This is a genomic window from Desemzia sp. FAM 23989 (assembly GCF_045528345.1).
In the GTDB taxonomy this organism is placed as follows: Bacteria; Bacillota; Bacilli; order Lactobacillales; family Carnobacteriaceae; genus Desemzia.
In genome coordinates, this window is sequence record NZ_JBGQQT010000008.1 from 92,160 (window position 1) to 117,760 (window position 25,601).

The window sequence follows — 25,601 nt, forward strand, 5'->3', positions numbered from 1 at the left end:
ATTCTTCATCATGAAGATTACTTCCTTGATGTTCAAACACCTTTATTCATCATGCAGGTTACTTCCTTGATGTTCTACACCTAAAATGGATGAGAAATACTGTTTCTTCGTTCATCATGCAGCTTAAATACTTCATTAAACTTTACTTTGCCATAAAAAAAGGCCCCAAAAAACTTAGATGTTACTCTAACTTTTGGGAGCCATTACCCTTGAGCCAAAAACTATGGCTCAAAGCTTGTCAGCATGGTATGTGCAGCAAAGAACACACTGCATTCTTTTTGTGACTATTACTTACGTCAAATAGTGGAGAACCAGCTGCTGAACAGTCTACCTTTTCCGTTTCATCGTCAAATAACTATGGTATACCGCTGAAAAAATTGCAAAACAGATACCTGCAATGGGAAAAATGATCCATGCTGTTCCCCAAGCATCAAATAGAAAACCGGATATGACATAGATTCCACCTGCTATGGGAAATACGATCCCCGCAATATTTTCAGAAGTTTTTTCTACTTTTAATTTTTCAGGAGTGTAGTCTCCTTCTGCAAGCAGCCTTTCATAGGTAGCATACTGAATGCCGTAGAAAACAAACAGAAACACTCCAGCAGCTACAAAACTCAGCAAGAAAACAACCGCTAACCCATTTTCATCTCCTAAAAAAAGAGTAGCAATCAATAAGGATACCGGAGCTAAAATACATAAGACGACTCCTGAAGCAATTGCTTTGGCAAATCTAGGCTGAAACTCCGTCTTCTCTCTTTGCAAATAGTTCCGAATGGATCGTTCCAATGTAATCGAACGGTATTCCAGTTTATATTGGTCTTCTTTCATTCCTAACACAATAAACATCCCCACTGCAATGGCGATCATCAAGAAAAAAGGAATCAAAGATAGAACGCTCATGGTATCTTCAGATATAAATTGAAGGAAGGGAACCAAATGATATATCCCTTGTAAAAGCAGCAATATTGCTGGGGCTAAGATACATAGAAAAACGCCTAAAGCAATTCCCATCGCAAATTTGGTACGATGATTTAAGAATGCGTCTGCTTCTTCTTCCGAAAAGTAAATCACATCATTATTTTCATCTTCCAGTTCCAATTCGTACTCCTCTATGATCTCATCAATATTCCCAAAGTCAGCCAGAACTGTTCCAATAGCCTCATTTTCACTCCGACCCGACTCTTTCAATTCAAAATATTTATCTTCCATATTGCTGAGCATTTCTTTTTTTAGTCTCATCATTTCAGGAGTCCTTGGCAAATTGACAAAAACCGACTCTACATAATTTTGTATCGTATCCATTACTTTTTCTCCTCCTTAATAAACCTTTGAATGATGGTCTGAACTGCTTCCCATTCCACCAGTTTTTCAAAATATTCTTCGATACCAAGAGGGGTGATTTTGTAATACGTGCGCGGCTTTCCTTTTGTTTCGGATTTAGAATAAGACTGAATCAACGCTTGCTTTTCCAGACGATTAAACGCAGAATACAACGTCGTTTCTTTCATCATATATTCACCATCGGTCTTCTCTTTTATCAAATTTGAGATTTGATAACCATAATTATCCTCCTTCATCAAAATAGACAAAATAATCAAACTATTAAATCCCCGCATGACATCACTTGTAACCAAAACCTCACCTCATTTACTTCATCTGTCGTAGTAATTAAATTATATCATGATTACTACGACAGGTATAGTAAAAAGGGTCAGCAAATAAAAAAACTTTCACCATAGAATCTGGTGGAGTTGAAACTTTAAGTACGATACAATTGATTCATCTGATAGGAACTGTCCTTAATACATGGAACTTTTCCTTCTAACTAAAAGGAGCGGCTATTATGACAAAATTATTTATGTTGCATGGTGTAAACCATAATTTATTCGGGAAACGTGATCCAAAACAGTATGGCATGACTACCCTTGATGAAATCAATGAAAATATTCAAGAATTAGCGAACGAGTTAAGTATTGAAGTCGAAACTTTCCAAACAAACCATGAAGGCGAAATGGTGGAAAAAATACACGAAGCCTTTTTGACCGGAGCTGACGGAGTGGTCCTGAACGCTGGTGCTTGGACACATTACAGCTACGCTATCCGTGATGCATTAGATGTATTGACTGTCCCTATCGTAGAAATACATATGTCCAATATTCATTCTCGCGAAGAATTCCGTAAAAAATCCGTCTTTTCCGATATCGTAACAGGACAGATTTCGGGCTTTGGAGAAGAAAGTTATCTTTTGGGTATCCGAGCAGCTGTTGCAGCTGCTCAAAAATAGACCCCTTATTTTTGAGTACCTGAGACAGGCTACTGATAAAGTTCGTTGCTTTATCAAAACTATTCGTCAAAAAAGGAGGACTGTCTCGAAAATGAGACAATCCTCCTTTTTTGTTTACGGCATACTTTCTACAATGAATTGGATAAACGCTGAGATGACGATCCAGCCAATCGACAGCAAGGAGAGGCAAAAAATACTGAGTAAGATCATTTTGCTCTTCTTTTCAGCGGGAATTCTAAAAACGGAAAAGGCAACCATAAATAACCCTAAACAACTGGTAAGCAACGTTAAACTAATGGCTATGTTCCCATAATCCCCCAACTGTGTTTGCATCACTAAAAAGATAAACGTTACCGCTTGGATCCCTAAAAAAATTTCTTGAGTCCATCTTGTTCTTATTTTAATCATCCAGCATTCTAACTCCCTGTAACTATCCTTTTAATTCAAATGTGAACTCAAATCAATAATTCGATCTACTGATTCATTCAAGTATTGAATAGTGTCATCTAAGGGTTTTGAAGTAGTGATATCTACTCCGGCAACAGCTGCAGCTTCAGCAGATGTGTATTGATCTCCTAATGCTAAGAATTTCAACCAATCTTGGACAGCACTCTCTCCCTCTTCTTTGACACGCAAGAAGGCTTGAGTAGCAATTGTCAATCCTGCTGAGTAAGTGTATGAATACAAGCCCATGTAATAGTGGACTTGACGCATCCAAGTCAATTCTGCTCCTGGATTGATTTCTACTGCATCTCCCCAGAATCGTTCCAATACAGAACGCTTGATATCACTCAATTTGGCTGCATCAAAGCTCTTTCCTGCATCGATCAATTCGTATACTTCGCGTTGGTAAGCAGCTTCCAGCAAATGAGTGATAAAGTTGTGGAAATAGGTGTTCGTCAGCATTTTAGTCAATACAAAACGATCCATACGATCATCATCGCTCTTGCGTTGCAAGGATTCTGTCAGCAACAATTCATTAAAAGTAGATGGCGCTTCAATCAAATACAATGAAGGATCTGCTCCTAAAATCGAATTGTTTTCAGCAGACAACATCCCTTGTCCAGCATGTCCCAATTCGTGAATCAACGTGTAAGCATCTGATAATTGGTTGGTCCAAGACATCAAAATGAAAGGGTGCTTTTTGTAAGGTGAAGAACAGAATCCACCCGTAGACTTCCCTTTATTTTGCACAAAATCTACCCAGCGTTCTGGATAAGCTTTCATGATACGATTAACATAGTCTTCCCCTAGAACACTGATGGAATCTTCGATCAATTCTTTAGACTTTTCAACAGTTACTTCCACAGAATACTCGGGGTCTAAATCAATTTTCAAATCGGCATAAGTCATTTTATCTAAGCCGCGTACTTCTTTGACATGAGTGATGTATTTTTGCATGACAGGCGCTAAGTCGTTCATGATAGTATCGATTTGGCGATTGTATAAATCGCGGTCGACTTCTTGATCATACAATAAATAGTCAATCACAGAATCAAAACCGCGCATCGAAGCCATTGTTTTTTCTTTTTGAACTTCTGTGTAATACGTTGTCGCGATAGTATTTTGGTATTGGCTCAATACTTGCGAGAATTTATCAAATGCAGCACGGCGAATAGCTGTGTCATCATGGTACATATAGTAATCTTCGTATAACACAAAACTTAATGGATACTCTTTCCCTTCTACAGTGAAAGAACCAAAGTCCATATCGGCCAATCGCGCTTGTTCGTAAATTTCACTTGGTGCATTTAACGTTGGCGACAATTGAGCCAACGCTTTTTCTACAGCGGGATCCAATTGAATGTTTTTGTCTGCTTTAATATGGCGAATAAATGAAGCCAATCGAGGTATTTCTGCAACAACTTCATCTAACACATTCGTTGGTGCCAGTTTTAATTCAGAATCAAAAAAGGCTAATTTAGCTCCGATTTCTGCAAATAAGTTGTCTGTCGACCGAGACAACTGCACATACTCTGGATTCGTTAAATCAGTAGTTGCCGGCAAAAATGCATAGTGATTAGTATATGCAGCTGTTTCTTGAATCTGTTCATACTCTTTTAAAGCCTTCACTATAGTGTCAGTATCCGTCAGTTTGCCTTCATAATCTTGGACAAATTTATCTACTGCTGCTTTTAATTTTTCAATTGCTGTTTCAAAATCTTCTTTTGTTTCATATAATGCACTGATGTCCCAAGTCAATTCTTCTTGCACATCTGCACGATTTTTCAGTTCTTCTTGTGCCATTCCGTCTACTCCTTTTTCTGCCTTCTCATTAAGATGAGAAGTTTTTCATTTACTGCTTACAGTATACCACTTACTTTTAGAAGTAAAACCCTTTCTGGTGAAATTTGTACTCGTTTTTTCTTTGCATAACAAATGATATCTTTTTACATTTTTATCCCACTAGTGCTACACTCAGCTTGAACACCATCGTTTAATTTCATCCGATTACTATATCCCATTCTCTGTTCTTACTCATGCCTATTTATTAAGGAGGATGATTCAATGAATTCTCAAGGAACCAAAGATTCCCTACCTTTTCCTAAATCTTTTTGGACAGCTCAGCAAGCTACTCCTCAATTTCCAGCCTTAGAAGAAAATCATACTACTGAAATCGGTATTGTCGGTGCTGGGATAGTCGGCATTATCAGCGCATATCTGTTAGCAAAGTCTGGCAAGAAAGTTGTCCTCATTGAAGCTGATCGTTTAATCAGCGGGGTAACTGGACATACAACTGCAAAAATTACCGCTCAGCATAGCTTGATTTATGATGACTTGATTCAGACCTTTGGCAAAGAAAAAGCTAAACTTTATTATGAAGCAAATATTGATGGTTTGCATTTTATCCAACAACTCATCGAAGAGCTGCAGATTGATTGTGCTTATGAAACAAAAGATGCTTTTGTATACGCAGAAACGGATAAGGGTCAAAAAAAACTGGAAAAGGAAGCTGAAGCTTACCAGACTTTAGGGATTAAAGGAGCATTAGCCAAAGATAAAGCAGACTTGCCTTTCCCTATCAAAGAAGCATTAGTGATGTACGACCAAGCTCAATTTGATCCGGTTCGTTTTTTAACGGTGTTGGTCCAAGAAATTGTGCGCTTAGGCGGACAAATTTATGAACACACGCGTGCTGTAGAAGTCATTAAAGAAAAGACACCTATGATTTTAACCGAAAACAACTCTCTTATACTCTGTCAAAAAGTTATTCTGGCCACTCATTACCCAATCAATGATGCAGACGGCTTATATTTTACGCGCCTCTCCATCCATCGTTCTTACGCGATGGTGATGCGCACTGCTAGTAAAATTCCTGAAGGCATGTACATCAACGCAGAACAGCCGACGCGTTCGATCCGTTCTGTTCAAGGCGCTGACGGTATCCCTCTTTTATTGATTGGCGGTGAAGGACATCAAACCGGTAAAAGCTCCAGCAAAACGATTTTTCATTACCAAGATTTGGACGCTTTCGGCAAAAAGTATTTTGCTGCGCAAAGCCCTCTTCATCTTTGGTCTAGTCAAGATCTGCAAACACTAGATAAACTCCCTTATATTGGACAGATGACGAAGCAAACCGAGGCTGTATTAGTAGCTACAGGATTCAATAAATGGGGCATGTCTGCAGGAGCTATGGCCGGAAAACTGTTAGCAGACTCTATTTTAGGTACAGAAAACAGTTATGCTTCTCTTTTTGACCCTACTCGTAAAAAATTGAAACTTAGCGATACTCAAACCTTCTTGAAAAAGAATTCAGCTGTCGCAAAAGATTTTGTTACCGGCAAATTAAAACGTCCGGATAAAAATTTAGAAGACCTTTTACTAGATGAAGGCGGCCTAGTTCATGTACATGGAAAGAAAGTGGGCGCCTATCGAGATAAACAAGGTCAGCTGCATCAAACCGTTCCAGTCTGCACTCACTTAGGCTGCAACCTTGATTGGAATGATGCAGAACGTTCATGGGATTGCGCTTGTCATGGTTCGCGCTTTTCTTATAACGGAGCTGTCTTAGATGGGCCAGCTGTAAAACCGTTAGAACACCCCGATTCGCAAATGTAAACCATATCAGTGAATGATTTTTGGACTGTCTTGATTCGAGACAGTCCTTTATGGGTAATTCCCCTTATATGATGACTATTTTGTGAAAAAAATTCATATTCTAACAAACCTGACGGCTATCCTTATTGAAAATGATCAGCATTTATTTTAAAATGAAATCAACCACTTATTGTGAATAACGTAACGAATGAGTATATCATTCTAATTTGAAAGGTTGAAAACAATGAAAAAAATCAATCTCAATGAAACGGTCTATCAATTAATTCAACAATACCCTGAGTTAAAAGGTATTTTGGTCCAACTAGGATTTACTCCTCTACAAAATGACGGCTTATTGAATACAGTTGGTCGAATGATGCCTTTAAATAAAGGTGCGGAACAAATCGGTTTAAATCATGCTGACTTGATTGCTCAATTGGAAGAACATGGTTTTAGTGTTGAGGAGATTGCCTAATGACAGAAAATCCCCATAAAGGAAAAAGAGCCCTTGAATTAGAACAGAGGCAATCTATTTTGAAAGATTTGCTTTTAAGATTGCATGCTGGCGAAGACAAAGATTTGGTAAAGAAAGATTTTGAAGAACATTTTTCTGGTATCAGTGCCTTTGAAATCTCGGTTATGGAACGCAGATTGCTTGGGGAAGGTGTTGTCGTAGAAGATATTCAAAAATTATGCAATATCCATGCTTCTATGTTTATCGGAACCATCAACAATCCAGAAAATCAATCAGATGAATTTAAGAAACCTGGGCATCCCATCCATGTCCTAAAACAAGAAAATTTAGCGATCGAAAGCAGTTTGGATCGCATTCGTCGTTTACTGGAAGCGTATCTTCTGCAACCAGAAGCAGAGATTAAAGACGGGTTATTGAAGCAACTGTCTATTCTTTGGCAGTTTGACAATCATTATGCGCGTAAGGAAAACTCTCTGTTTCCGATTATGGAGCGTTACGGTATCACAGCTCCTCCTAAAGTCATGTGGGGAGTAGACGACGAAATTCGCGCTCTATTTAAACAAGTGAAACAGTCACTTGAACAAGATCAACTAGATCATTTGCAAGAAGAATTCGCGTCCTTAAAATACGAGTTGGAAGAAATGATTGTCAAAGAAGAAGAAATTTTGATTCCTATGATTACAGATGTCTTTAATGAAGATGATTGGATCAAAATCAATGACGAATCAGATGAAATCGGCTATTGCATTGTTCGTCCAGAATCTAAATGGGTCCCTGAGCGGACTACATTTGAAGATATAGAAGATTCAGAAGTCGAAACAAGTGAAAAAGACACCAATATTCACTTTAAAGTTGGACATTTGACACCGAATGAATTGGAAAAAATGCTGAACTTGCTTCCGCTTGAATTATCTTTTGTAGATGCTAATGATACGGTGAAATACTTTAATGTCGGTACCGGCAGAAAGCTTTTTCCGCGTACTAAAAACGCTATCGGGCGACAAGTAGAAAATTGTCATCCTCCTAAAAGCCAACCTATCGTAAAACAATTAATAGCTGACTTCAAAACTGGTACAAAGGATTCAGAGACACTCTGGTTCCATGCTCGAGGCGAATTCGTTATGGTCACCTACACAGCTGTCAGAGATGAAGACGGTACTTACATGGGGACTTTAGAATACGTCCAGCCTATTCAATCGATTATTGACTTAGACGGAACAGAACGAAGAACTATTGAAGATTAAAGAGCTGGGAACACGGCATACAGCTTACCGAAAAAAACTTGAACGACTAGAGCTAGATGCTTCTCATCTAACTCTAGTCGTTTTGCTTTTAGGGGCGTGCACTTCTTAGTACGATGCGTCTAAAAAAGTAACTAGCAAGGTATTTAGTCTAAAATAAGTTGGAACAAAAGCAACTAGTTTCCTTCTCACTGCAAAATAACACATTAACGGTTCTTTATTAGTCAAGTGAAACCTGTTTTACCACTCACTTGAAGAATAAACTCATTTTATTCCTCAAGTGACGCTTAATTTCGCGCTCACTCAACCAGTAAACCTGTTTTATTCTTCAAGTGACAGTCAATTTAATGCTCACTTGATCAGTAAACGGATGGATTTAACAAAAGTAAGCCAATAAAAAAAGTACACCCCTGCTACTGATCATTTTCAGTAACAGAGGTGTACTTTTCGAACCTCTTTATCTATCAATCTTATCAACCACAATAGAAGGAATCGTTATTTCTCCTCCCATGGTAGATTCATATGTTAAAAGCCCCATTGAAATACCAGAAAGTGTTACATAATCATCTTCTAATAAACGATCATTATTAGTTAAATCAGACGAAATTTCAGCATAAATAATTTTATCGTAATCATCATCCACAGCAAATCTAATTTGAGTCGTGCCCTCTCCTTCCATTACTTGCACAACTTTACCTGAGAACTTCACTTTTTTATAAAAATAATCATCTGGTGTCCGAGCTAATTGATCAAAAGTTATTCCTGTTTCATATCCTTTAGCTTCTTCAGCCTCTATTCTTGCTAGTTCATCTTCTTCTTCTTGTTTTTTCTTCGCTGCTTCTGCTTCTGCTTTTGCTTTCTTTTCTTCTGCTGCAGCTTTTTCTTCCGCTTCTTTTTTAGCTTTTTCTTCTGCTTCTTTCTTTTTTAACTCAGCATTTTTTGCATCTGCTTCTGCTTTTTTTGCGTCTGCTTCCGATTTTTCTAGTTCTTCATAGGGAGTCATTTTTTCTTTATATGCTTCATACTCCGTTTTTAATAGACTTAATTTTTTATTATTTGCTTCTAATTCGTTATTTTCTGACTCTAATACATTGTAAGAAGCATTCTTACTATTAATTTTCTTTTGTAAATCTGAAATCTGCACACTCAACTCATCTTGACGTGCATTAGCAGAATCAATTGTCACGATAAAAGAGAGAATAAAAAATACAATTAGAACTGCTGCACTTATTTTCATTCTCTTTTTTAATTGTGCCTTCTTTTCGTCTAGCATATTCTTTGATGCTTTTTTAGTTATTTCTCCTAAATAACTAAAAATTCGATGAGCTATTTTTTTTACTTTATCTACCATAATTCTCCACTCCTCCTGATAACAAACGTTTTCATAACGTATATAATTATACCTTTTAAAATAGTTTTTGTTCTAAATTTAAATCATTTTTTTAGTAGAACTTTCTAATTACGCTTACCATTGACACATTTCATTCAAACCTATATTTAACTCTAAAGAAGCTATTTCATCATGTTTTCTTCTCTTTTTATCCGTTCTTTCAACAAACTCAATTCCTCAAAATTATAAGAAAACTGTCTACTCAACTTGATTAAAAAGAAAAAAGCTCTTCGTACAGATGTCAGAGATGACAATGGTACTTACATGAGACTTGGTTTATCCGAATCAGACCCTTCTGCTTACTTACTTTTTATGCTATAATTATTTCTTACAAGGACGTTTTCATAGGAGCCGTTTTCTTATTCTCTTGCATGTAGCTTTTCTGTCGTTTAACTTTCCTTTTTTACAAGAGAAGAACGATAATTATTTTCTATTGAGTAAAGTCCGTTTCTTAGAAAACACTACAGAAGGAGACCATAAGTATATGAAAAAAACTTTCACATTAACAACCTTATTATCGCTTGCCACATTAGCTGTTTTAAGTGCTTGCAGCAACGGTTCCAATCAAGATCAACCAGCTTCTCAAGATGCCGAACAAGTCTTGAATTTAGCTGCTGAATCGGAAATGGACACCATGGATACCACTCTTTCCACAACAAACTTCACTCCGATGAACAATGTTTTTGAGGGATTGACAGCGTATGATCTTGAAGGCAAGATCGTTCCTGCAAATGCAGCAGAGCTTCCTGAAGTATCTGAAGATGGACTGACCTACACATTCAATATACGAGAGGATGCAAATTGGTCGAGCGGAACACCTGTCACTGCAGACGATTACGTGTTTGCTTGGCAACGGATGGTCGATCCCAATAATGGCTCAGGATATGCCTACCTATTCTCCGGTATCATCAAGAATGCCGAATCCATTTTGAATGATGGAACTGATGTTAGTGAATTAGGCGTTACAGCCATCGATGAAAAAACATTAGAAGTAACGTTAGAACAACCGGTTCCTTACTTCCTTGATTTATTGACTATTCCTAGTTACTTCCCACAAAATCGGGAGTTTGTGACGGAGCAAGGAGACAATTATGGGTTGAGCGCTGATGAGACGATCTATAATGGTCCTTTCGTCCTTTCAGACTGGAGCGCTGCAGAAGGCGATTCTTGGAAATATGTGAAAAATGACGAATATTGGGATAAAGACTCCGTTAAACTAGATGAAATCACTAACCAAGTGGTAAAAGAAGTGGGAACGGGCATCAACTTATTTGAATCCGGAGAACTGGACAGTATCGATATTTCCGGTAATTTTGTTCCTCAATACAAGGATGATGCCAATTTTAAAACGAACAGCAAAGCATGGATCTATTATATTGAAATGAATCATGATGTGCCAGAATTGCAAAACGAGAATATCCGCAAAGCTATATCTCTAGCAATCAATCGCGAAGCATTCACGAACAATGTTCTGCAAGACGGCTCTCAACCGATTTATGGTCACGTGCCTTATGGACTAGCCAAAAACCCTGAAACCGGTGCTGATTTTCGTACTGATGCCGGAAACCCTGTAGAATACAATGTTGAAGAAGCTCAAGCAGCTTGGCAAGCCGGCTTAGACGAACTAGGCATTCAAACAATGACGTTTGAGTTGATTACTTCGGATACTGAAGACAGCAAACGATTAGCAGAATTCCTTCAAAGTGAATTGCAAACCAACTTAGAAGGTTTGACCATCGACATTCGTCAAATGCCGGACAACTCGCGTCTGGATAGTGTCAAATCTGGAAATTATGAATTAGCTACGACTTATTGGTTGGCAGATTTCGCTGATCCTATCAACTTTATTGAACGCTTTGATACAGCTATCAACCGCGGAAACTACTCGTTCCCTGAGATCGATGAACTGGTTGAAAAAAGCACGCAACAATTCGATGATAAACTGGCTCGATGGAACACAATGATCGAAATCGAACAAGTCGCTTTAGGTGAACGTTATGTAGATGCTCCTATTTACCAAACCGCAGAAGCGTATTTGGAAAAACCATATGTCAAAGACATCTTCCGACCAACTTTTGGAAGCCGCAGCTTCAAATATGCATACATTGACGGTTCAAAAGAATAACTCATTAAAAACAGCGTTGATCGTGTTCAAACATGACCAACGCTGTTTTTTTAGTTTACAACATTTTTTTCCTGATTGATTTTTTTCTGCAATCGGTTCAACTCATCGAAAATTTCCGCGAATTGACGGCTCAATTTGCGGTACAAAGGAAAAATGTCTTTATACACAGCACTTTCGTGTGCATTTGGCTTGTGCTGTACCTGCAAGCCACTCATCATACCAGCACCCTTTCGAGCGCCGTTGGTTCCATCGTGTCGTATCTATAAGTTGGTAATTCTTATTTAGCAAGTTTAAATCGAACTTGTACCCCCATTTTGTCTAAATCAGTCAATCTTATTTCCATTCTTCAACAAAAAACGACGAGAAAAGAATAGTTTATCTTTTCTCGCCGACTTCATAATCATTTGCTTACTTTAATTCTGGCCAGTACTCTTTATTCGCTTCTATCATATCATCTAATATTTCTTTTGCCACAGCTGCATTTGGAACAATTTTAGAAGTAGCAAATGCTTGCCATAGTTTTTGATAAGATTTTTCAATCCAAGCTTCAACAACTAATTTTTCAACAGCAACTTGTTGTTCCATCAGCCCTTTTTGGAAACGAGGGATTTCGCCTTGTGTTAATGGTTCAGGACCATTCGAGCCTACTATACAAGGAATCTCAACCATAGCAGTTGGCTCAAAGTTGACAATCGAGCCATTATTAGGAACGATCAATAACATTCTTTCGTGAGTGTTATACGCAATAGCTCTGGTTAAGTCAACAATATAAGAAGCATGGTCTCCAATATGGAAATTAGTATCTTTAGCTGTTTTCATATCTGTTATACGCATACATTCACCAAAGACACGTTTTTCTCTTCCATCAATTACTTCATTGGCTCTTGTATAGTTTGGATCAGAATGTTCCACAGCTTCTTCTGGGAAAAAGTAATATTTAAGATAAGTGTTTGGTAACGTGTTTGGATCTAATTCGTAAACATCTTTTGCTTTTCTGAAAGTATACATCCAGCTTGGGTCATTTTCTTTAGGATCACTTCCTAAAGCTTCTAAACTATAACCATTTTGAGAAATGTATTCTTTTAATTTAGGCATCAAATCATGGCCATCTTTATCACGAATATCTGTCCACCAGCCAAAATGATTCAACCCATAATAACGAACACTCATATCTTTTCTAGAATTTAATCCTAAAATTTTTGCCATTCTGCTTTCTAAACCAATTGGCATGTCGCAAATGTTCAAAATTTTAGCATTTGGTCTTAATCTTCTTGTTGCTTCTGCCACAATTGCTGCTGGGTTAGAGTAGTTTAACATCCAAGCATCTGGTGAATATTTTTCCATATAGTCTACTAACTCAAGTACCCCTCCAATTGAGCGCATCCCATAAGCGATCCCACCTGGTCCACAAGTTTCTTGTCCAATGACACCGTATTTCAAAGGGATTTTTTCATCTTGTTCTCTCATTTCATAAAGACCTACTCGAATATGTGCCATAACAAAATCAACATCGGTAAAAGCCTCTTTTGGATCCGTTGTTGCCACATATTCAATATCAGGAGCTTTTTCTTTTAAAATAATTTCTACTGCATCTGCTACTATTTTTTGTCTTTCAGCATTGTTATCGTATATTTTTAATTTTCGGATTGGTAATGTATCTGTATTATCTAATAACATTAAAATGATTTCAGGAGTATAAGTGCTTCCCCCTCCTGCAATAACAATAGATTGAGGTTTTAAATTTTTAGCCATTTGTATATCTTTCCTTTCTTATTAACTGATTGCTTTATTTATAACATCTCCTGATAACCCTTACAATATAACTAGCTGATTTAGGGAACAAACACCCTTTTTCGAAAATGCTCCCAAATTTAGGGAATATTCCCTGTACATTTTTTCAAGACTTATTACTGTGTTATTCCTGGTTCAAAAGTAAATTATCTACTTGGTCTCTCACTTGAGGTACATCTAGTCCTACAATGACTTGTATAGAATTTCCCTTTTTGAGTAGTCCATGCGCTCCTACTTCTTTAAAATCAGAATCTGAAGCAAGTAAACTAGTATCTTTTACTTTTACTCTTAAACGAGTAGCACAATTAGTTACACTTTCAATATTATCTCTGCCACCAAGAGCTTCTAGATATTGCATTGCTTGAGGCGTATATTGATTAGCTCCTTCAACTGATGGTACGGATGCTGTCTTTCCTGCTTTTCCATTCGCCATTTTATCTTTAAATTCTTTTTTAGAGTACATTTTTACTTCATCATCTAGTTCTCTACCTGGAGTTTTATAATCAAATTTCAGTATAAAGTATCTGAAAGAGAAGAAATAAATTGTGCTGAATGTAAGTCCTACCCCTAGCCAAATTAAGATTTGATCCATATGATTAGCCGACATAGGGATAATGAATTGTGCTATGGAACGTATTAAACCACCACCCATATCACTTGAGAGACCTAGCATATAAGCTGTAGAAGATAATGTTGCAGCTAATACAGAATGTAACAAGAAAAGCGGCGGTGCGATAAATAAAAATGTAAATTCAATAGGTTCTGTTATTCCCGCTAAAACAGCAGTAAGAGTTACAGGTATGACTAAAGCTAAAGTTTTTTTCTTTTTATCAGAGTTAGCTGTTGCATAAAAAGCAGCAGCGATGCCAAGAGGAGCAAAAATTTTCGAATAATTGTGGAATGTAAACCCTGCTTCTGGAAACAGCTCTTTCATTGAAGCAGTGGAAGAAGCAAAAGTACTTAAATTTTCTAACCAGTAGGCTGTTGTTCCACCTTCGACAATTGCTGGTCCATAAGCAAATGGTTGATATATGAAATGATGCAACCCAGTGGGGATTAGCAATCTCTCTAGGAAGACATATAACCAAACTCCAAAGGTTCCTGAAGACGATAAGAAAGTTTGTAAGGAGCTGATTCCTCCTTGTATCATTGGCCAAATCCAACTCACTAATATAGCTATAGGAATCATCAAGAAAAAGCCAATAATAATCACTAAAGCAGAACCCTGAAAAATACCTAGCCAATCAGGTAGTTTTGTCTCAAAGTAGCGATCGTGTATCCAGACTGCTATACCTGCTATAACAATAGCACCAACTATATTAGTATCTAAAGTTTTGATACCAGCAATCATGGTTAATCCGCTTTCTCCTCCTACTTCCTGAGAAAAATCTACATTAAATGTAGAACCGAAGAATTCGATCATTCCACTTACAAAAGTATTAAACGTTAAATAAATAATTAATGATTCCAAAGCTGCTCGAGCATTTGCTTTTTTTGCAAGACCAATAGGCAGTCCTATGACAAATAAAAGTTCCATATGATCAAAAACAACCCAAGCTCCACCTTCTAATACTTCCCAAACTCTAGTCCATACTGTTCCTTCTGCTGCTAGACTTCCAATGATAAGCTCGTTCGTAGCTAACGTTGAGAGGGCTATCATTATTCCAGCAAACGCAAACAGTAATACAGGAGTAAACATTGCTCCACCAAATCGCTGTAATTTTTCCATCATGGTTTTTTATCTCCTTTTCTTTTCATTGATACAATTATTTTATACCATTGTAAAAGCGCTTTCTCAACATGGTTTAAAAACAAAGGGAAGCAATCTCCAACTATGGAAATGTTACCATTAATTGGGAAGCTTCCCTGTTTTGCTTATGCTATTATTTTTCTACTTTTATAATAAGTTTTCATATGTTATGTATTCTCGATATAACATATCTAATACTATATTTACCGTTACAAAAGTCTTTTTCGAAGTATTTTCGCGATGTTTATCATAAATTTCAGAGCTTTGAAAATACAAGTTATAATCTGTTTTAGAAGCTAAATCATTGTTTTTAAATTCTGTAATAGATAAAATAGGAATTTTGTTTAAAGATAATAATTTTGTAATTTCAGACAATCCTGTCCCATCTCCACTTTTCGATAGAATAATCACTAAATCATTTGAAGTCATTTCAGATAGCAACAATTTTAATTCTGTTTTAGATTGAAGCATCATACTATTTTTACCACTTAATATAAAATTTCGGTTCAAGTCATTTAATGCGTTTAATTGTGCCCATCCAGTCCCATAACTATATACTCTTTTAGAGTGATAAATCTTTTCAACAATCATTTTTACATCTGTTTGTTTAAATAACTTATAAGTCGTTTCTATATCATTTTTTAATTTTCCGATCATATCATCATGAGGATCACTGTGTATTTCACTACTTTGCTTAATACTGTATTTGAATTCCACAAATCCACTAAAACCTAATTTTTGTGTTAATCTAAGAATTGTAGATTTTGAAGTATGACAGACTTCAGCTAGTTTAGTGATACTGATATTTTGAGTTTCTTTTTTATTTTGTAATATATAGGAAACAATAGAAAGTTCATTTTCATTAAGTTGATCATAATTTTTATTAATAATAGCTTCAAGCTCCATATGTTTATTCATCCTCTTTCCAATATATTGTTTTATAATGGCACGATATCTATTACGAATAGTATATTACAAAACAACAATGCCAATTAAGCTCCTAAAGTAGCAATTTAATTTCTACTTTAAGGAGCTTAATTGATATCACTTAATTATAGTTTCAGTTATTGCAACCTTTTCCTGCAACAAGCCCAATTCCATAAAATTCTGTGAAAATTGACGGCTCAATTTGCGGTACAATGGAAAAATTTCTTTATACACAGCACTTTCGATTTCGTTTGGCTTATGCTGATGTTCAGAGCCGATCATTGATTTAACAACTTTTAAATCAGCAATCATCCCCGCACTCTTCAACCCTATCACTACGGCTCCTAAACAAGAGCTTTCATAACTTTCCGGCATAAAAACATCTTGCTGTACCACATCCGTTAAAAGTTGACGCCACACAGGAGACTGAGAGAACCCACCAGTCGCAATAATTTTATCCGGTCGGCCAGCTTGCTCGGTGATTTCATGTAATACATCGTAAATATTTAAACAAATTCCTTCCAATACTGCTCTTAAGAAATGCTTTTGCTTATGCATCAGATGAATCCCAAAAAACGATCCTCTAGCTTCTCCTTGCCATAACGGAGCGCGTTCGCCGTTTAAATAGGGGTGAAACAATAACCCGTTAGAACCAGCTGGAACAGAAGCAATCAGCTCCATCATATCACTGTATTCATCTGTATTTTCCTCTAAAAAAGCTGGATTAAAAAATTGATTTTTAGCCCAATCCATCACAACACCGCCATTGTTTATCGCTCCACCGACTACGTAGTGATTTTCATCCAGCACATAGCAAAAAGTTCGTTCATCTGTATCCAAATAAGGTTTTTCCGTCACCATTCTTACAGCTGCACTTGTGCCAATAGTGATAGCCACATTTTTTGGCTCAATTGCTCCAACACCTAAATTAGACAGGCAACCATCACTGCCTCCAAGCACAAATGGTGTTTGAGGATTCAGCCCAAGTTCCTGAGCAATTTCTTCTTTCATTCCACTTACCTGAGTAGTTGGAGTGACGGCGAGAGGCAGTTGTTCTGCTGTAATTCCGGCTTCTTTCAGCGCCATTGTATCCCATGATAAATCATGGATATTAAATAGACCCGTACTCGAGGCAACTGAATAATCAACCACATATTTGCCAAATAATTGATAAAAAACATACTCTTTTACTCCAATAAATTTAACAGCCTGTTGAAACACTTCTAGTTGTTGTTCTTTAAACCATATAATCTTGCATAAAGGAGACATAGGATGAATCGGTGTTCCGGTGCGTTGGTAAATATCTGATCCATTTCCTAATTTCAGCTCTTCAGCACAACGGTTAGCTCGGTTGTCTGCCCAAGTGATACTTCGAGTAAGAGGCTGATCGTTACCATCCATTAAAATCAAACTATGCATCGCACTTGAAAAGCTGACATTCACAATTTGTTCTGCAGGTATTTTACTGCTTACAATAACTTGTTTGATAGTACTCAATACTGCTTGATAGATAGCGCTTAATTCTTGTTCCGCAAATTCTGGTTTTTCCTTGATCAGCGGATAAAATTCATAAGCCGAATCCATTACCATTCCATTTGCATGAAAAAGGACTGCTTTGGTACTGGTTGTCCCAATATCTACTCCAATCACATATTGACTCAAATCCACACTTCCTTTTTACTTTTTAATAACAGCATGTCCGCCAAATTCATTTCGTAATGCTGAAACAACTTTTCCAGCATATGTATCTTCTTGCATTGAACGATATCTCATCATCAGAGACATGGAAATCACCGGTGTCGGAACTTTCAACTCTAGACCTGTTTCAACTGTCCATTGTCCTTCACCAGAAGATTGCATAGCACCAGTCATTTCATCTAAATGACCATCTTTTTGGAAAGCTTGTTCTGCCAATTCCATTAACCAGCTGCGGATAACTGAACCATTGTTCCATACTTTTGCTACGTCCGCATTATCAAAATCAAAATCACTTTTTTCAACGAGTTCAAAACCTTCACCCATTGCTTGCATCATACCATATTCAACGCCGTTATGGACCATTTTCAAAAAGTGTCCGCTGCCTGATTTTCCAGTATACAAGTACCCATCTTCTACACAAATTTGTTGAATCACTGGCTCAATATAGCGAAAGGCTTCCTCATTTCCACCGATCATCATACAAGCTCCATTACGAGCTCCACTGGTTCCGCCAGATGTCCCTAAATCCATAAAATGCAGCCCTTTTTCTGCTGCGAGTTCTGCATGACGAATCGAATCTTTGTAATTCGAATTCCCGCCATCAATCAGAATATCTCCTTCTACCAGCAACTCCATTAATTGAATCAATACTGATTCTAATGGTTTTCCTGCTGGTACCATCATCCATATCACTTTGCGTTCCGTTTCTTTTGCCGTCAATTCTTTCAAGGTAGGAACAGTTTTTATCCCTGCATCCTCTGCTTGTTTGCGACTTGCTTCCATCACATCGTATCCTGTAACTTGGTGTCCTTTATCCAATAAATTTAAAGCGAGTTGGTAACCCATCTTTCCTAAACCGATTAATCCTATTTCCATCCGTCTCTCCACTCCCTATCTTTTTTTACTAGTCTATTTTAACCAAAAAGAGCGAGAAAAGGAAATCACCTTTTCTCGCCGATCTCATTATTTGTTCATTAGTTCAATTCTGGCCAAAATCCTTTATTGGCTTCAATTAAATCGTCTAAGAGATTTTTAGCTACTTCAGCGTTCGGTACGATTTTAGATAGGCTCAATGCTTGCCATAGTTTTTGGTAGCTGCCTTCGATATACGCTTCAACAACTAATTTTTCTGCCGTCACTTGTTGCAGCATCAAGGCTCTTTCAAAGTTAGGAATCTTTCCTTGTGCCAACGGCTCTGGACCGTCACTTCCAACAATACACGGAACTTCTACCATAGCGTCATCATCAAAATTCGCGATAGCGCCATTATTTTCAACGATCAACAACATCCGTTCATGTGTATTGAAAGCAATAGCACGTGCTAGATCAACGATAAAGGATGCATGGCTGTCAATATGGAAGCCGCTGTTTTCTGCTGTTCCTTTTTCAATGATCCCTCTGGCTGCTGTGAACACGTCTTTTTCACGGCCCGCCATTACTTCATTGGCCCGAGTAAATTCTGGATTGGAATGTGCCACTTCATAATCTGGATAGAAATAGTACTTCAAATACGTATTCGGCAAGAAGCGTGGTTCAATAGCTAATAGATCTTTCGCTTTTTTATGCGTAGCTTGCCAGCTTTCATCCATGTGCTGCGTATCAACTTCTACTTGCGTCAAGTAACCATTTTCCGCTACATATTCTTTGATCTCGTCCAAATATTCATGTCCCGTTGCTTTGTCTTTGACACTAGTCCACCAACCAAAGTGGTTCAATCCAAAGTAGCGAACTTCTAATTCATCTGGAGTTTTTCCAACGATTTGAGACATTCTGCGTAACGTTCCTACTGGCATGTCACAAATGTTCAAGACTTTTGAATTTGGACGCATAACGCGGCAAGCTTCTGCCACAATCGCTGCTGGGTTGGAGTAGTTCAGCATCCAAGCATCAGGAGAATATTCTTCCATGTAATCAATAATTTCCATCATCCCTGTGATACTGCGCATACCATATGCGATTCCGCCTGGTCCACAAGTTTCTTGTCCAACCACACCATATTTTAAAGGAATCTTTTCATCTTGTTCACGCATTGCGTATTTTCCGACACGGATGTGCGCCATCACAAAATCTACGTCTGTAAAGGCTTCTTTTGGATCAGTTGTAAAAGAGAACTTCACTTCTGGAGCTTGTTCTTTTAACAAAATTTCTAATGCTTCGCCTAATATCCCTTGTCTTTCTTGATCATTATCGTAGAGTTTCAACTCTCTAATAGGGAAACGGTCCATGTTGTCTAATAACATCATTACGATACCTGGAGTAAATGTGCTCCCGCCACCTGCAATAACAATTGAAAACTTCTTCATTTAAAAAACTCCTTCTGTTTGTTTTATTCTTCTTCCGTGATGCCTAAATACTTATCTACAGCTTTCCGTACCGATTCTACTTGCAAACCGTATACTACTTGAACATTCTGACCCTTGACAATAATACCGCTGGCACCTGTTTCGTTTTTCAAGATACTTTCATTAACCTTGCTTGGTTCTTGCAACGTCAATCTCAAACGTGTATAGCAGTTAGTGACCGTTTCGATATTTTCAGGTCCTCCTAAAGCATTCACAATGACGCTGGCTAAACCAGTATTGCCTGTTTGAGGTTGTCCAGATGTACCTTTTTGTTGCTTGTTTTCATTGAATTCTTGTTTCGAATACAATTTCGTTTCTTGTCCTTCATCTTCACGTCCGATGGTTTTCAGATTCAATTTAGTGATCAATAAACGGAAGGTAAAGTAGTAAATAGCAAAGAACATCAATCCAACTACGATATACATGATCCAATTCGTTTTTTCTTGTCCAAGAGGAATATTGTATAAGATAAAGTCAATAAAACCGTTTGGTCCGATTGCACGAACGTTGAATAAATTCAAGACCACCATGCTCAATCCACTTAATACGGAATGCACTACGAACAAGATTGGGGCAATAAACATGAATGAAAACTCGATCGGTTCTGTAACACCAGCGATAAATGAAGTAACCGCTGCCGGAATCAAAATAGCTTTCGCTTGTTGTTTTTTCTCAGGGCTGGCTGTTTGGTACATGGCTAAACACGCTCCGATTAACCCAAACATTTTAGAAATTCCACGCGCATCCCAGATAACGCTTTGGGAAAGTACAGACACACTTGGATCTGCCATTTCGGCAAAGTAAATATTCCGAGCACCTTCAAAAACTTGTCCCCCGACTTCTTGCACTCCACCAAGAGAAGAATAAAGGAATGGTGTATACACTAAGTGGTGCAATCCAGTTGGAATCAGCAATCTTTCCAACATCCCGTATAGGAAGATTCCAAAATTACCGCTTTGATTGATCAATGTACCCAAGCTATTGATGCCGTTTTGGAAAAATGGCCAAATGTACGTAAATAATACAGCTAATAAAACAACTACCGGAATCAGTACAATGAAAACAAAACGTGAACCTCCATAAATTTGGAACGCATTACTGAATTCTTTTTCGGCATATTTATTGTGCACAATAGCCGTCGTAATTCCTAATAAGATTCCAAGGAATACACCCATATCCAAGACTTGGACACCTAATACCATAGATTGCCCAGTTCCTTGCAAAGATTCTCCTTCAAATAATAAACCAGATAATTCCATGAATTTATTCATCGCATTAATAAATACTAAGTAACCTAGTAAAGCTGTAAAACCTGCTTCAGCTTTCTTTCTATTGGCCAACCCTACTGCTAACCCCACGCAGAATACCAATCCCAAGTTGCTTAAGATCGATACCAACGAACCCGATAGAATCGTTCCAAACCCTGTGGTGATCGGGTTATCTAAAAAGGGAACGGTTTCAATTAATCGCTGATTGGTAAATACATTTCCTAGAGCAATCAATATCCCAGCTATCGGCAAAATCAATACAGGAATAAACATAGCTTTGGAAAACCGTTGTAATCCATCCATCAGTTTTTCTTTCATAACTTTTTTCCTCCTACCTCTTTTATTTCTAAACCTAGTTTATTATGAAACCCTTTTCTTTACCAGTGTTCCGGCATGTAAAAAAACGTGTTTCCTGAATTGGAAACACGTTTCGCTGTTAGTCTTCTTTTGACTTATTTTCTTGGTCCAAATACACTTTAAACAAATACTCGAATACCATCAGTAAACTGGGGTAAAAGGAGTTGGGCAGCATATTTCGGTCGTCCAACTCGTTTTTGTCATGAACTTTGAAATTCACATCCGATAATTCTGCTACCCGGTTATCAGCATTTTTTGTAAATGACACTCTAAAAATTTGTTGCCCTTCAGCAGATAACAATTTATCGATCACTTGCTGGGTTTCACCTGATTTGGAAATCGCTACAAAAGCACCAATGTCGTCCAAATTATTTTCAAAGACACCGATCGAGTCGCTTCCGGAAGCAAAAATCGTCTTTTTACCTAACACCAGCAGCTTTTTATACAAATATTCTCCTGCAATTGCTGAAAATCCAGTCGCATAAATAAAAATGTATTTTTGTTTCAAGTTTAAAACGTATTGAACAAAGTCTTCGATATCTTGTTGTGAATTGTATTGGAATACATCTGCCAGTTCAAATTTGAACAACTCTTCAGGGTCTTCTACTTGGCCGCTTTCCCTCTGCTTCACTTTTGGAGATAAGTGATAGTACATATCCACAAAACCCGTGTAGCCTAACTTTTTCGACAAACGGATCACAGAAGCAGGCGAAGTGAAATTGACTTTGGCGATTTCTCTTACCCCCATTGTCAAAACAGTATCCATATTCTCGATGACATACTTTAGTATTGTTAAATCCAATTCAGTGAGGTGCTTTCCTTCAACCAACTTTTTTAAGTCAATCAATGTTGTGATTCTCCTCGGTATATAGAGTTTAGTTAGTTCATTTCTTTGGTTAGAGCAATGATACGGTCCACGCTGTCATTCAAGTATTGGATCGTGTCATCCAGCGGTTTAGAAGTCGTGATATCCACACCCGCTACTTTTGCGGCTTCAACAGGTTTTAATTGGCCGCCTAGCGTTAGGAATTTTAACCAATCTGCTACTGCCGATTGCCCTTCTTCTTTGACACGCAAGAAAGCTTGAGTCGCGATCGTCAATCCCGCTGAATAAGTATAGGAATATAAACCCATATAGTAATGGATTTGGCGCATCCAAGTCAATTCTGCTCCTTCATTGATTTCCACAGCATCTCCCCAGAATTGCTCTAAAACAGCTCGCTTCAGTTCGCTTAATTTAGCAGCATCGAATCCTTGTCCGGCATCGATTAATTTGTACACTTCGCGTTGATAAGCTGCTTCCAGCAAATGTGTGATGTAATTGTGGAAATACGTTTTTGAGATCATACGCGTCAAAGCAAAACGTTCCATTCTAGGGTCTTCACTGTCTTTTTTCAACGAATCCGTCAATAACAATTCATTAAACGTAGACGGTGCTTCAATTAAATACAAGGACATACGCGCTGATAAAATTGAATTGTTCTCGCTGGATAAAATTCCTTGTCCTGCATGCCCTAATTCATGGAGCAACGTATAGACATCGGATAATTGGTCCGTCCAAGACATCAAAACGTAAGGATGTACACCGTAAACCGTGGCACAAAAGGCACCAGAACGTTTGCCTTTGTTTTGCGCAAAATCCACCCATCTTTCAGGATAAGCCCGCATAACCAGATTCGTATAATCTTGACCTAATACAGAAATAGCTTTTTGCACCAGATTTTTAGACTCTTCCACCGTAACGGTTGGCGCAAATTCATGGTCCAAGTCGATTTTAATGTCGGCATACGTCATCTTGTCTAAGCCGTTTTCTTCTTTGACATGGGTAATGTATTTTTGCATCACAGGTGCCAAGTCCTTCATGATGACATCGATTTGACGATTATACAACTCTTTATCCACATTTTGATTGTAGAGCAAGTAATCAAAAATAGACTCAAAACCACGCATCGTTGCCACAGTCTTTTCTTTTTGCAGTTGTGTATAATACGTTTCCGCCATTGTGTTTTGATACTTTCCTAAGACTGTGGAAAACTGTTCAAATGCAGCTCGGCGAATCGCTGTATTTGGGTGATACATATAATAATCTTCATACAGTACAAAGCTTAATGGATAGTCTTTTCCCTCTACAGTAAAGGTTCCAAAGTCCATATCCGAAGAGCGAATCTGTTCAAAAATAGATTGAGGAGCACTTAACGCTGGTTGCAATTGAGCCAGTGCCTTTTCTACAGTTGGAGCCAGTTGGATTTGTTTCTGATCTTTGACTTTTTCAATAAATATCGCATACTGAGGTGCTTCAGCAGCCACTTGTTCCAGTACGGCAGCGTCACTTTCCACCAATTCAGCATCAAAGAAACTCAATTGAGCACTCCATTCAGCCCCAAGGTTGCCGATCCAACGGTATAATTCCATATTTTTAGGATCCGAGATATCTGCAGAGACTGGCAGGTAAGCGTAATAATTCAACCATACTTGCGTCTGCATCAGCTCTTCATACTCTTTGATCGCTGCAATAATCGTTTCAGCAACAGTCAGCTGTCCTTCGTACTTATGCACAAATTCCTCCACAGCCGCTTTCGTTCCTTCAACAGCTGCATCAAATTCCGCACGTGTTTTATAAATTGCTGTGATATCCCATTTCATTTGTTCTGGTACTTCTGATCTTACTTGTAAAGCTTTTTCCGTCATCCAATCTCTCCCTTTTTAAATTGTATCCCTCAATTTGTTTTCGTCGTTATTCCAGAATATTCTAACACTTATTAACAGTATAGCATTCTTTTTGTGGAAGAAAACACACTGTCTGGTTAATTTATGGGTAAATTGTGGATAGGTTGAATTTGGATTATAGGTTGTACACAAGTTATGTTCATAAAGTTTTATAGATGCCTATGGTGAATAGCTATACTCCTAGAAAGGAATAGCTTTGACAGTATATGAAGCATTAACGCTAGCGATTTTGTTCGCTGCGTTGATTGTAGAGTTACTGAAATTTAACCAAAAAAATAATCATCTTTTAACTTTGACGGGTTAAGATGATTATTTTAATCTATTTAATTCAGTCAACTTCTTTAACGGTTCTGTGCTATGGGGGACACGCACTAACGCATCTCCTTTTCATTTGTGTTGTAGCACACTTAGATATTTATCTTCAACTTTAGAATATTCATTTTAGTAGCTTTTCTGACAAGTAACACCTCTTACTATAATCTTCTACTCATCACATATGCTTGGCCAATATAGCCAAGCATTTTTTCATATCAACACCCTGGAGTCTTGTAGGCATATGTAGTAGTCTCCCATTTTAGTTGTTCTGAGACATACGATTGTGACCATAAGACTTATTCCCACATCCAATTTCTCCCTTTTTCACTTTATTCCTACTTGTACTTTTATCGTTCGTTTAAAAACTTCTAAGATTAGCTAAAAATACATCATTTTTAATTTCGATTAAAATAAATAGCTGTTTACAACAGTTGATGAAATGTGGAGAGTTATTCCGATATTTCTACATTGTCCACAGCGGTCGTTTAATATAACGTATTACTGAATTATTTTCCATAAAAGATTATCCAATAGATAGTAATCCAATTCTCCTATGATACAATAAAAAAAAACGATTTCTTTATTGGACTAAAATAACAAAAACTATTGTCCCTAAAATAATGTCTACTGAATAATAAACTATGCTTATTCTGCTGCCTTTTACAACTAATGATTGATATAATAGATGCAAGGGTTTTTATAGGATGTTAAACAAAACCTTGCACTTTTACTGAAATGAGGATAGAAACATGTATAAATCACAACCGTATTCACAAATCGCTTTCGAAGACTTCAACCAACCAATGGGACTAAAAATGAACCCGAAAAATAGATGGATTGAAAAAGCGGAATGGATCCCTTGGGCTGAAC

20 protein-coding genes are annotated in these 25,601 nt (G+C 37.5%); 5 read left to right on the plus strand and 15 right to left on the minus strand.

Going from position 1 to position 25,601, the window contains the following annotated elements; all coding sequences use genetic code 11:
• Positions 1–327: 327 nt before the first annotated feature.
• Positions 328–1,305 carry a permease prefix domain 1-containing protein gene (locus ACEN36_RS06575; protein ID WP_407126204.1) on the minus strand — a complete coding sequence of 326 codons (978 nt, stop codon included), beginning with the start codon at positions 1,303–1,305 and terminating at the stop codon, positions 328–330.
• A complete protein-coding gene (locus ACEN36_RS06580) occupies positions 1,305–1,637 on the minus strand; it encodes a PadR family transcriptional regulator (protein WP_407096198.1) in 333 nt (110 codons plus the stop codon). The genes ACEN36_RS06575 and ACEN36_RS06580 overlap by 1 nt, the downstream gene beginning before the upstream one ends.
• Before the next feature lie 209 nt (positions 1,638–1,846).
• Here ACEN36_RS06580 and aroQ point away from each other — a divergent pair, with 209 nt between their 5' ends.
• Positions 1,847–2,287, plus strand: coding sequence for a type II 3-dehydroquinate dehydratase (gene aroQ / locus ACEN36_RS06585; protein ID WP_407126205.1), 441 nt, complete (start codon positions 1,847–1,849; stop codon positions 2,285–2,287).
• Positions 2,288–2,401: 114 nt separating this feature from the next.
• Here aroQ and ACEN36_RS06590 read toward each other — a convergent pair whose 3' ends face one another.
• A complete protein-coding gene (locus tag ACEN36_RS06590) occupies positions 2,402–2,695 on the minus strand; it encodes a hypothetical protein (RefSeq protein WP_407126206.1) in 294 nt (97 codons plus the stop codon).
• A 30-nt stretch (positions 2,696–2,725) separates the two neighbouring features.
• Positions 2,726–4,534, minus strand: a complete 1,809-nt coding sequence (gene pepF / locus ACEN36_RS06595) for an oligoendopeptidase F (protein ID WP_407096201.1) — start codon at positions 4,532–4,534, stop codon at positions 2,726–2,728.
• Between the two features lie 261 nt (positions 4,535–4,795).
• Between pepF (ACEN36_RS06595) and ACEN36_RS06600 the strand changes: the two genes are divergently transcribed.
• From ACEN36_RS06600 to ACEN36_RS06610, 3 genes are all read left to right on the plus strand, one after another.
• Complete coding sequence (locus ACEN36_RS06600; protein ID WP_407126207.1) at positions 4,796–6,346, plus strand: FAD-dependent oxidoreductase; 1,551 nt, start codon at positions 4,796–4,798, stop codon at positions 6,344–6,346.
• A gap of 223 nt (positions 6,347–6,569) precedes the next feature.
• The gene (locus tag ACEN36_RS06605; protein ID WP_407096203.1) at positions 6,570–6,800 is read left to right on the plus strand and encodes a DUF1858 domain-containing protein; all 231 of its coding nucleotides are present in this window, start codon (positions 6,570–6,572) and stop codon (positions 6,798–6,800) included.
• Positions 6,800–8,044, plus strand: a complete 1,245-nt coding sequence (locus ACEN36_RS06610; protein WP_407096204.1) for a DUF438 domain-containing protein — start codon at positions 6,800–6,802, stop codon at positions 8,042–8,044. Before ACEN36_RS06605 ends, ACEN36_RS06610 begins: the two co-directional genes overlap by 1 nt.
• Before the next feature lie 454 nt (positions 8,045–8,498).
• On the opposite strand, the gene ACEN36_RS06615 is transcribed toward ACEN36_RS06610, so the two are convergent.
• On the minus strand, positions 8,499–9,392 hold the full coding sequence (locus ACEN36_RS06615) for a hypothetical protein (protein WP_407126208.1): 894 nt from the start codon (positions 9,390–9,392) through the stop codon (positions 8,499–8,501).
• 523 nt (positions 9,393–9,915) lie between these two features.
• Between ACEN36_RS06615 and ACEN36_RS06620 the strand changes: the two genes are divergently transcribed.
• The gene (locus ACEN36_RS06620) at positions 9,916–11,556 is read left to right on the plus strand and encodes a peptide ABC transporter substrate-binding protein (protein ID WP_407126209.1); all 1,641 of its coding nucleotides are present in this window, start codon (positions 9,916–9,918) and stop codon (positions 11,554–11,556) included.
• Positions 11,557–11,606: 50 nt separating this feature from the next.
• Here the strand turns inward: ACEN36_RS06620 and ACEN36_RS06625 are convergent, their stop codons facing one another.
• The 10 genes from ACEN36_RS06625 to pepF (ACEN36_RS06670) all read right to left on the minus strand — a co-directional run bounded on the left by ACEN36_RS06625 (position 11,607) and on the right by pepF (ACEN36_RS06670) (position 24,377).
• Positions 11,607–11,771, minus strand: a complete 165-nt coding sequence (locus ACEN36_RS06625) for a hypothetical protein (RefSeq protein WP_407102033.1) — start codon at positions 11,769–11,771, stop codon at positions 11,607–11,609.
• A 193-nt stretch (positions 11,772–11,964) separates the two neighbouring features.
• The gene (locus ACEN36_RS06630) at positions 11,965–13,308 is read right to left on the minus strand and encodes a 6-phospho-alpha-glucosidase (RefSeq protein WP_407126210.1); all 1,344 of its coding nucleotides are present in this window, start codon (positions 13,306–13,308) and stop codon (positions 11,965–11,967) included.
• A gap of 163 nt (positions 13,309–13,471) precedes the next feature.
• On the minus strand, positions 13,472–15,079 hold the full coding sequence (locus ACEN36_RS06635) for an alpha-glucoside-specific PTS transporter subunit IIBC (RefSeq protein WP_407126211.1): 1,608 nt from the start codon (positions 15,077–15,079) through the stop codon (positions 13,472–13,474).
• Between the two features lie 165 nt (positions 15,080–15,244).
• On the minus strand, positions 15,245–16,003 hold the full coding sequence (locus ACEN36_RS06640; RefSeq protein WP_407102035.1) for a MurR/RpiR family transcriptional regulator: 759 nt from the start codon (positions 16,001–16,003) through the stop codon (positions 15,245–15,247).
• A 138-nt stretch (positions 16,004–16,141) separates the two neighbouring features.
• Positions 16,142–17,692 carry a gluconokinase gene (locus ACEN36_RS06645; protein WP_407126213.1) on the minus strand — a complete coding sequence of 517 codons (1,551 nt, stop codon included), beginning with the start codon at positions 17,690–17,692 and terminating at the stop codon, positions 16,142–16,144.
• Positions 17,693–17,701: 9 nt separating this feature from the next.
• Complete coding sequence (gnd, locus tag ACEN36_RS06650) at positions 17,702–18,598, minus strand: phosphogluconate dehydrogenase (NAD(+)-dependent, decarboxylating) (RefSeq protein ID WP_079650455.1); 897 nt, start codon at positions 18,596–18,598, stop codon at positions 17,702–17,704.
• Between the two features lie 98 nt (positions 18,599–18,696).
• Positions 18,697–20,025: a 6-phospho-alpha-glucosidase gene (locus ACEN36_RS06655; RefSeq protein ID WP_079650453.1), complete on the minus strand. Its 1,329-nt coding sequence runs from the start codon at positions 20,023–20,025 to the stop codon at positions 18,697–18,699.
• A gap of 23 nt (positions 20,026–20,048) precedes the next feature.
• Complete coding sequence (locus ACEN36_RS06660; RefSeq protein ID WP_407126214.1) at positions 20,049–21,650, minus strand: PTS transporter subunit EIIC; 1,602 nt, start codon at positions 21,648–21,650, stop codon at positions 20,049–20,051.
• Positions 21,651–21,768: 118 nt separating this feature from the next.
• On the minus strand, positions 21,769–22,536 hold the full coding sequence (locus ACEN36_RS06665) for a MurR/RpiR family transcriptional regulator (RefSeq protein ID WP_407103207.1): 768 nt from the start codon (positions 22,534–22,536) through the stop codon (positions 21,769–21,771).
• Between the two features lie 32 nt (positions 22,537–22,568).
• Positions 22,569–24,377, minus strand: a complete 1,809-nt coding sequence (pepF, locus tag ACEN36_RS06670; RefSeq protein WP_407126215.1) for an oligoendopeptidase F — start codon at positions 24,375–24,377, stop codon at positions 22,569–22,571.
• Positions 24,378–25,601 lie beyond the last annotated feature (1,224 nt).

What these genes read in the sequence shown, in the direction of transcription:
- ACEN36_RS06575 (WP_407126204.1), bottom strand. Translation starts at nt 1,305, where the DNA reads ATGGATACGATACAAAATTATGTAGAGTCGGTTTTTGTCAATTTGCCA.
- aroQ (WP_407126205.1), top strand. Translation starts at nt 1,847, where the DNA reads ATGACAAAATTATTTATGTTGCATGGTGTAAACCATAATTTATTCGGG.
- ACEN36_RS06590 (WP_407126206.1), bottom strand. Translation starts at nt 2,695, where the DNA reads ATGATTAAAATAAGAACAAGATGGACTCAAGAAATTTTTTTAGGGATC.
- pepF (WP_407096201.1), bottom strand. Translation starts at nt 4,534, where the DNA reads ATGGCACAAGAAGAACTGAAAAATCGTGCAGATGTGCAAGAAGAATTG.
- ACEN36_RS06600 (WP_407126207.1), top strand. Translation starts at nt 4,796, where the DNA reads ATGAATTCTCAAGGAACCAAAGATTCCCTACCTTTTCCTAAATCTTTT.
- ACEN36_RS06605 (WP_407096203.1), top strand. Translation starts at nt 6,570, where the DNA reads ATGAAAAAAATCAATCTCAATGAAACGGTCTATCAATTAATTCAACAA.
- ACEN36_RS06610 (WP_407096204.1), top strand. Translation starts at nt 6,800, where the DNA reads ATGACAGAAAATCCCCATAAAGGAAAAAGAGCCCTTGAATTAGAACAG.
- ACEN36_RS06615 (WP_407126208.1), bottom strand. Translation starts at nt 9,392, where the DNA reads ATGGTAGATAAAGTAAAAAAAATAGCTCATCGAATTTTTAGTTATTTA.
- ACEN36_RS06620 (WP_407126209.1), top strand. Translation starts at nt 9,916, where the DNA reads ATGAAAAAAACTTTCACATTAACAACCTTATTATCGCTTGCCACATTA.
- ACEN36_RS06625 (WP_407102033.1), bottom strand. Translation starts at nt 11,771, where the DNA reads ATGAGTGGCTTGCAGGTACAGCACAAGCCAAATGCACACGAAAGTGCT.
- ACEN36_RS06630 (WP_407126210.1), bottom strand. Translation starts at nt 13,308, where the DNA reads ATGGCTAAAAATTTAAAACCTCAATCTATTGTTATTGCAGGAGGGGGA.
- ACEN36_RS06635 (WP_407126211.1), bottom strand. Translation starts at nt 15,079, where the DNA reads ATGATGGAAAAATTACAGCGATTTGGTGGAGCAATGTTTACTCCTGTA.
- ACEN36_RS06640 (WP_407102035.1), bottom strand. Translation starts at nt 16,003, where the DNA reads ATGGAGCTTGAAGCTATTATTAATAAAAATTATGATCAACTTAATGAA.
- gnd (WP_079650455.1), bottom strand. Translation starts at nt 18,598, where the DNA reads ATGGAAATAGGATTAATCGGTTTAGGAAAGATGGGTTACCAACTCGCT.
- ACEN36_RS06655 (WP_079650453.1), bottom strand. Translation starts at nt 20,025, where the DNA reads ATGAAGAAGTTTTCAATTGTTATTGCAGGTGGCGGGAGCACATTTACT.
- ACEN36_RS06660 (WP_407126214.1), bottom strand. Translation starts at nt 21,650, where the DNA reads ATGAAAGAAAAACTGATGGATGGATTACAACGGTTTTCCAAAGCTATG.
- pepF (WP_407126215.1), bottom strand. Translation starts at nt 24,377, where the DNA reads ATGACGGAAAAAGCTTTACAAGTAAGATCAGAAGTACCAGAACAAATG.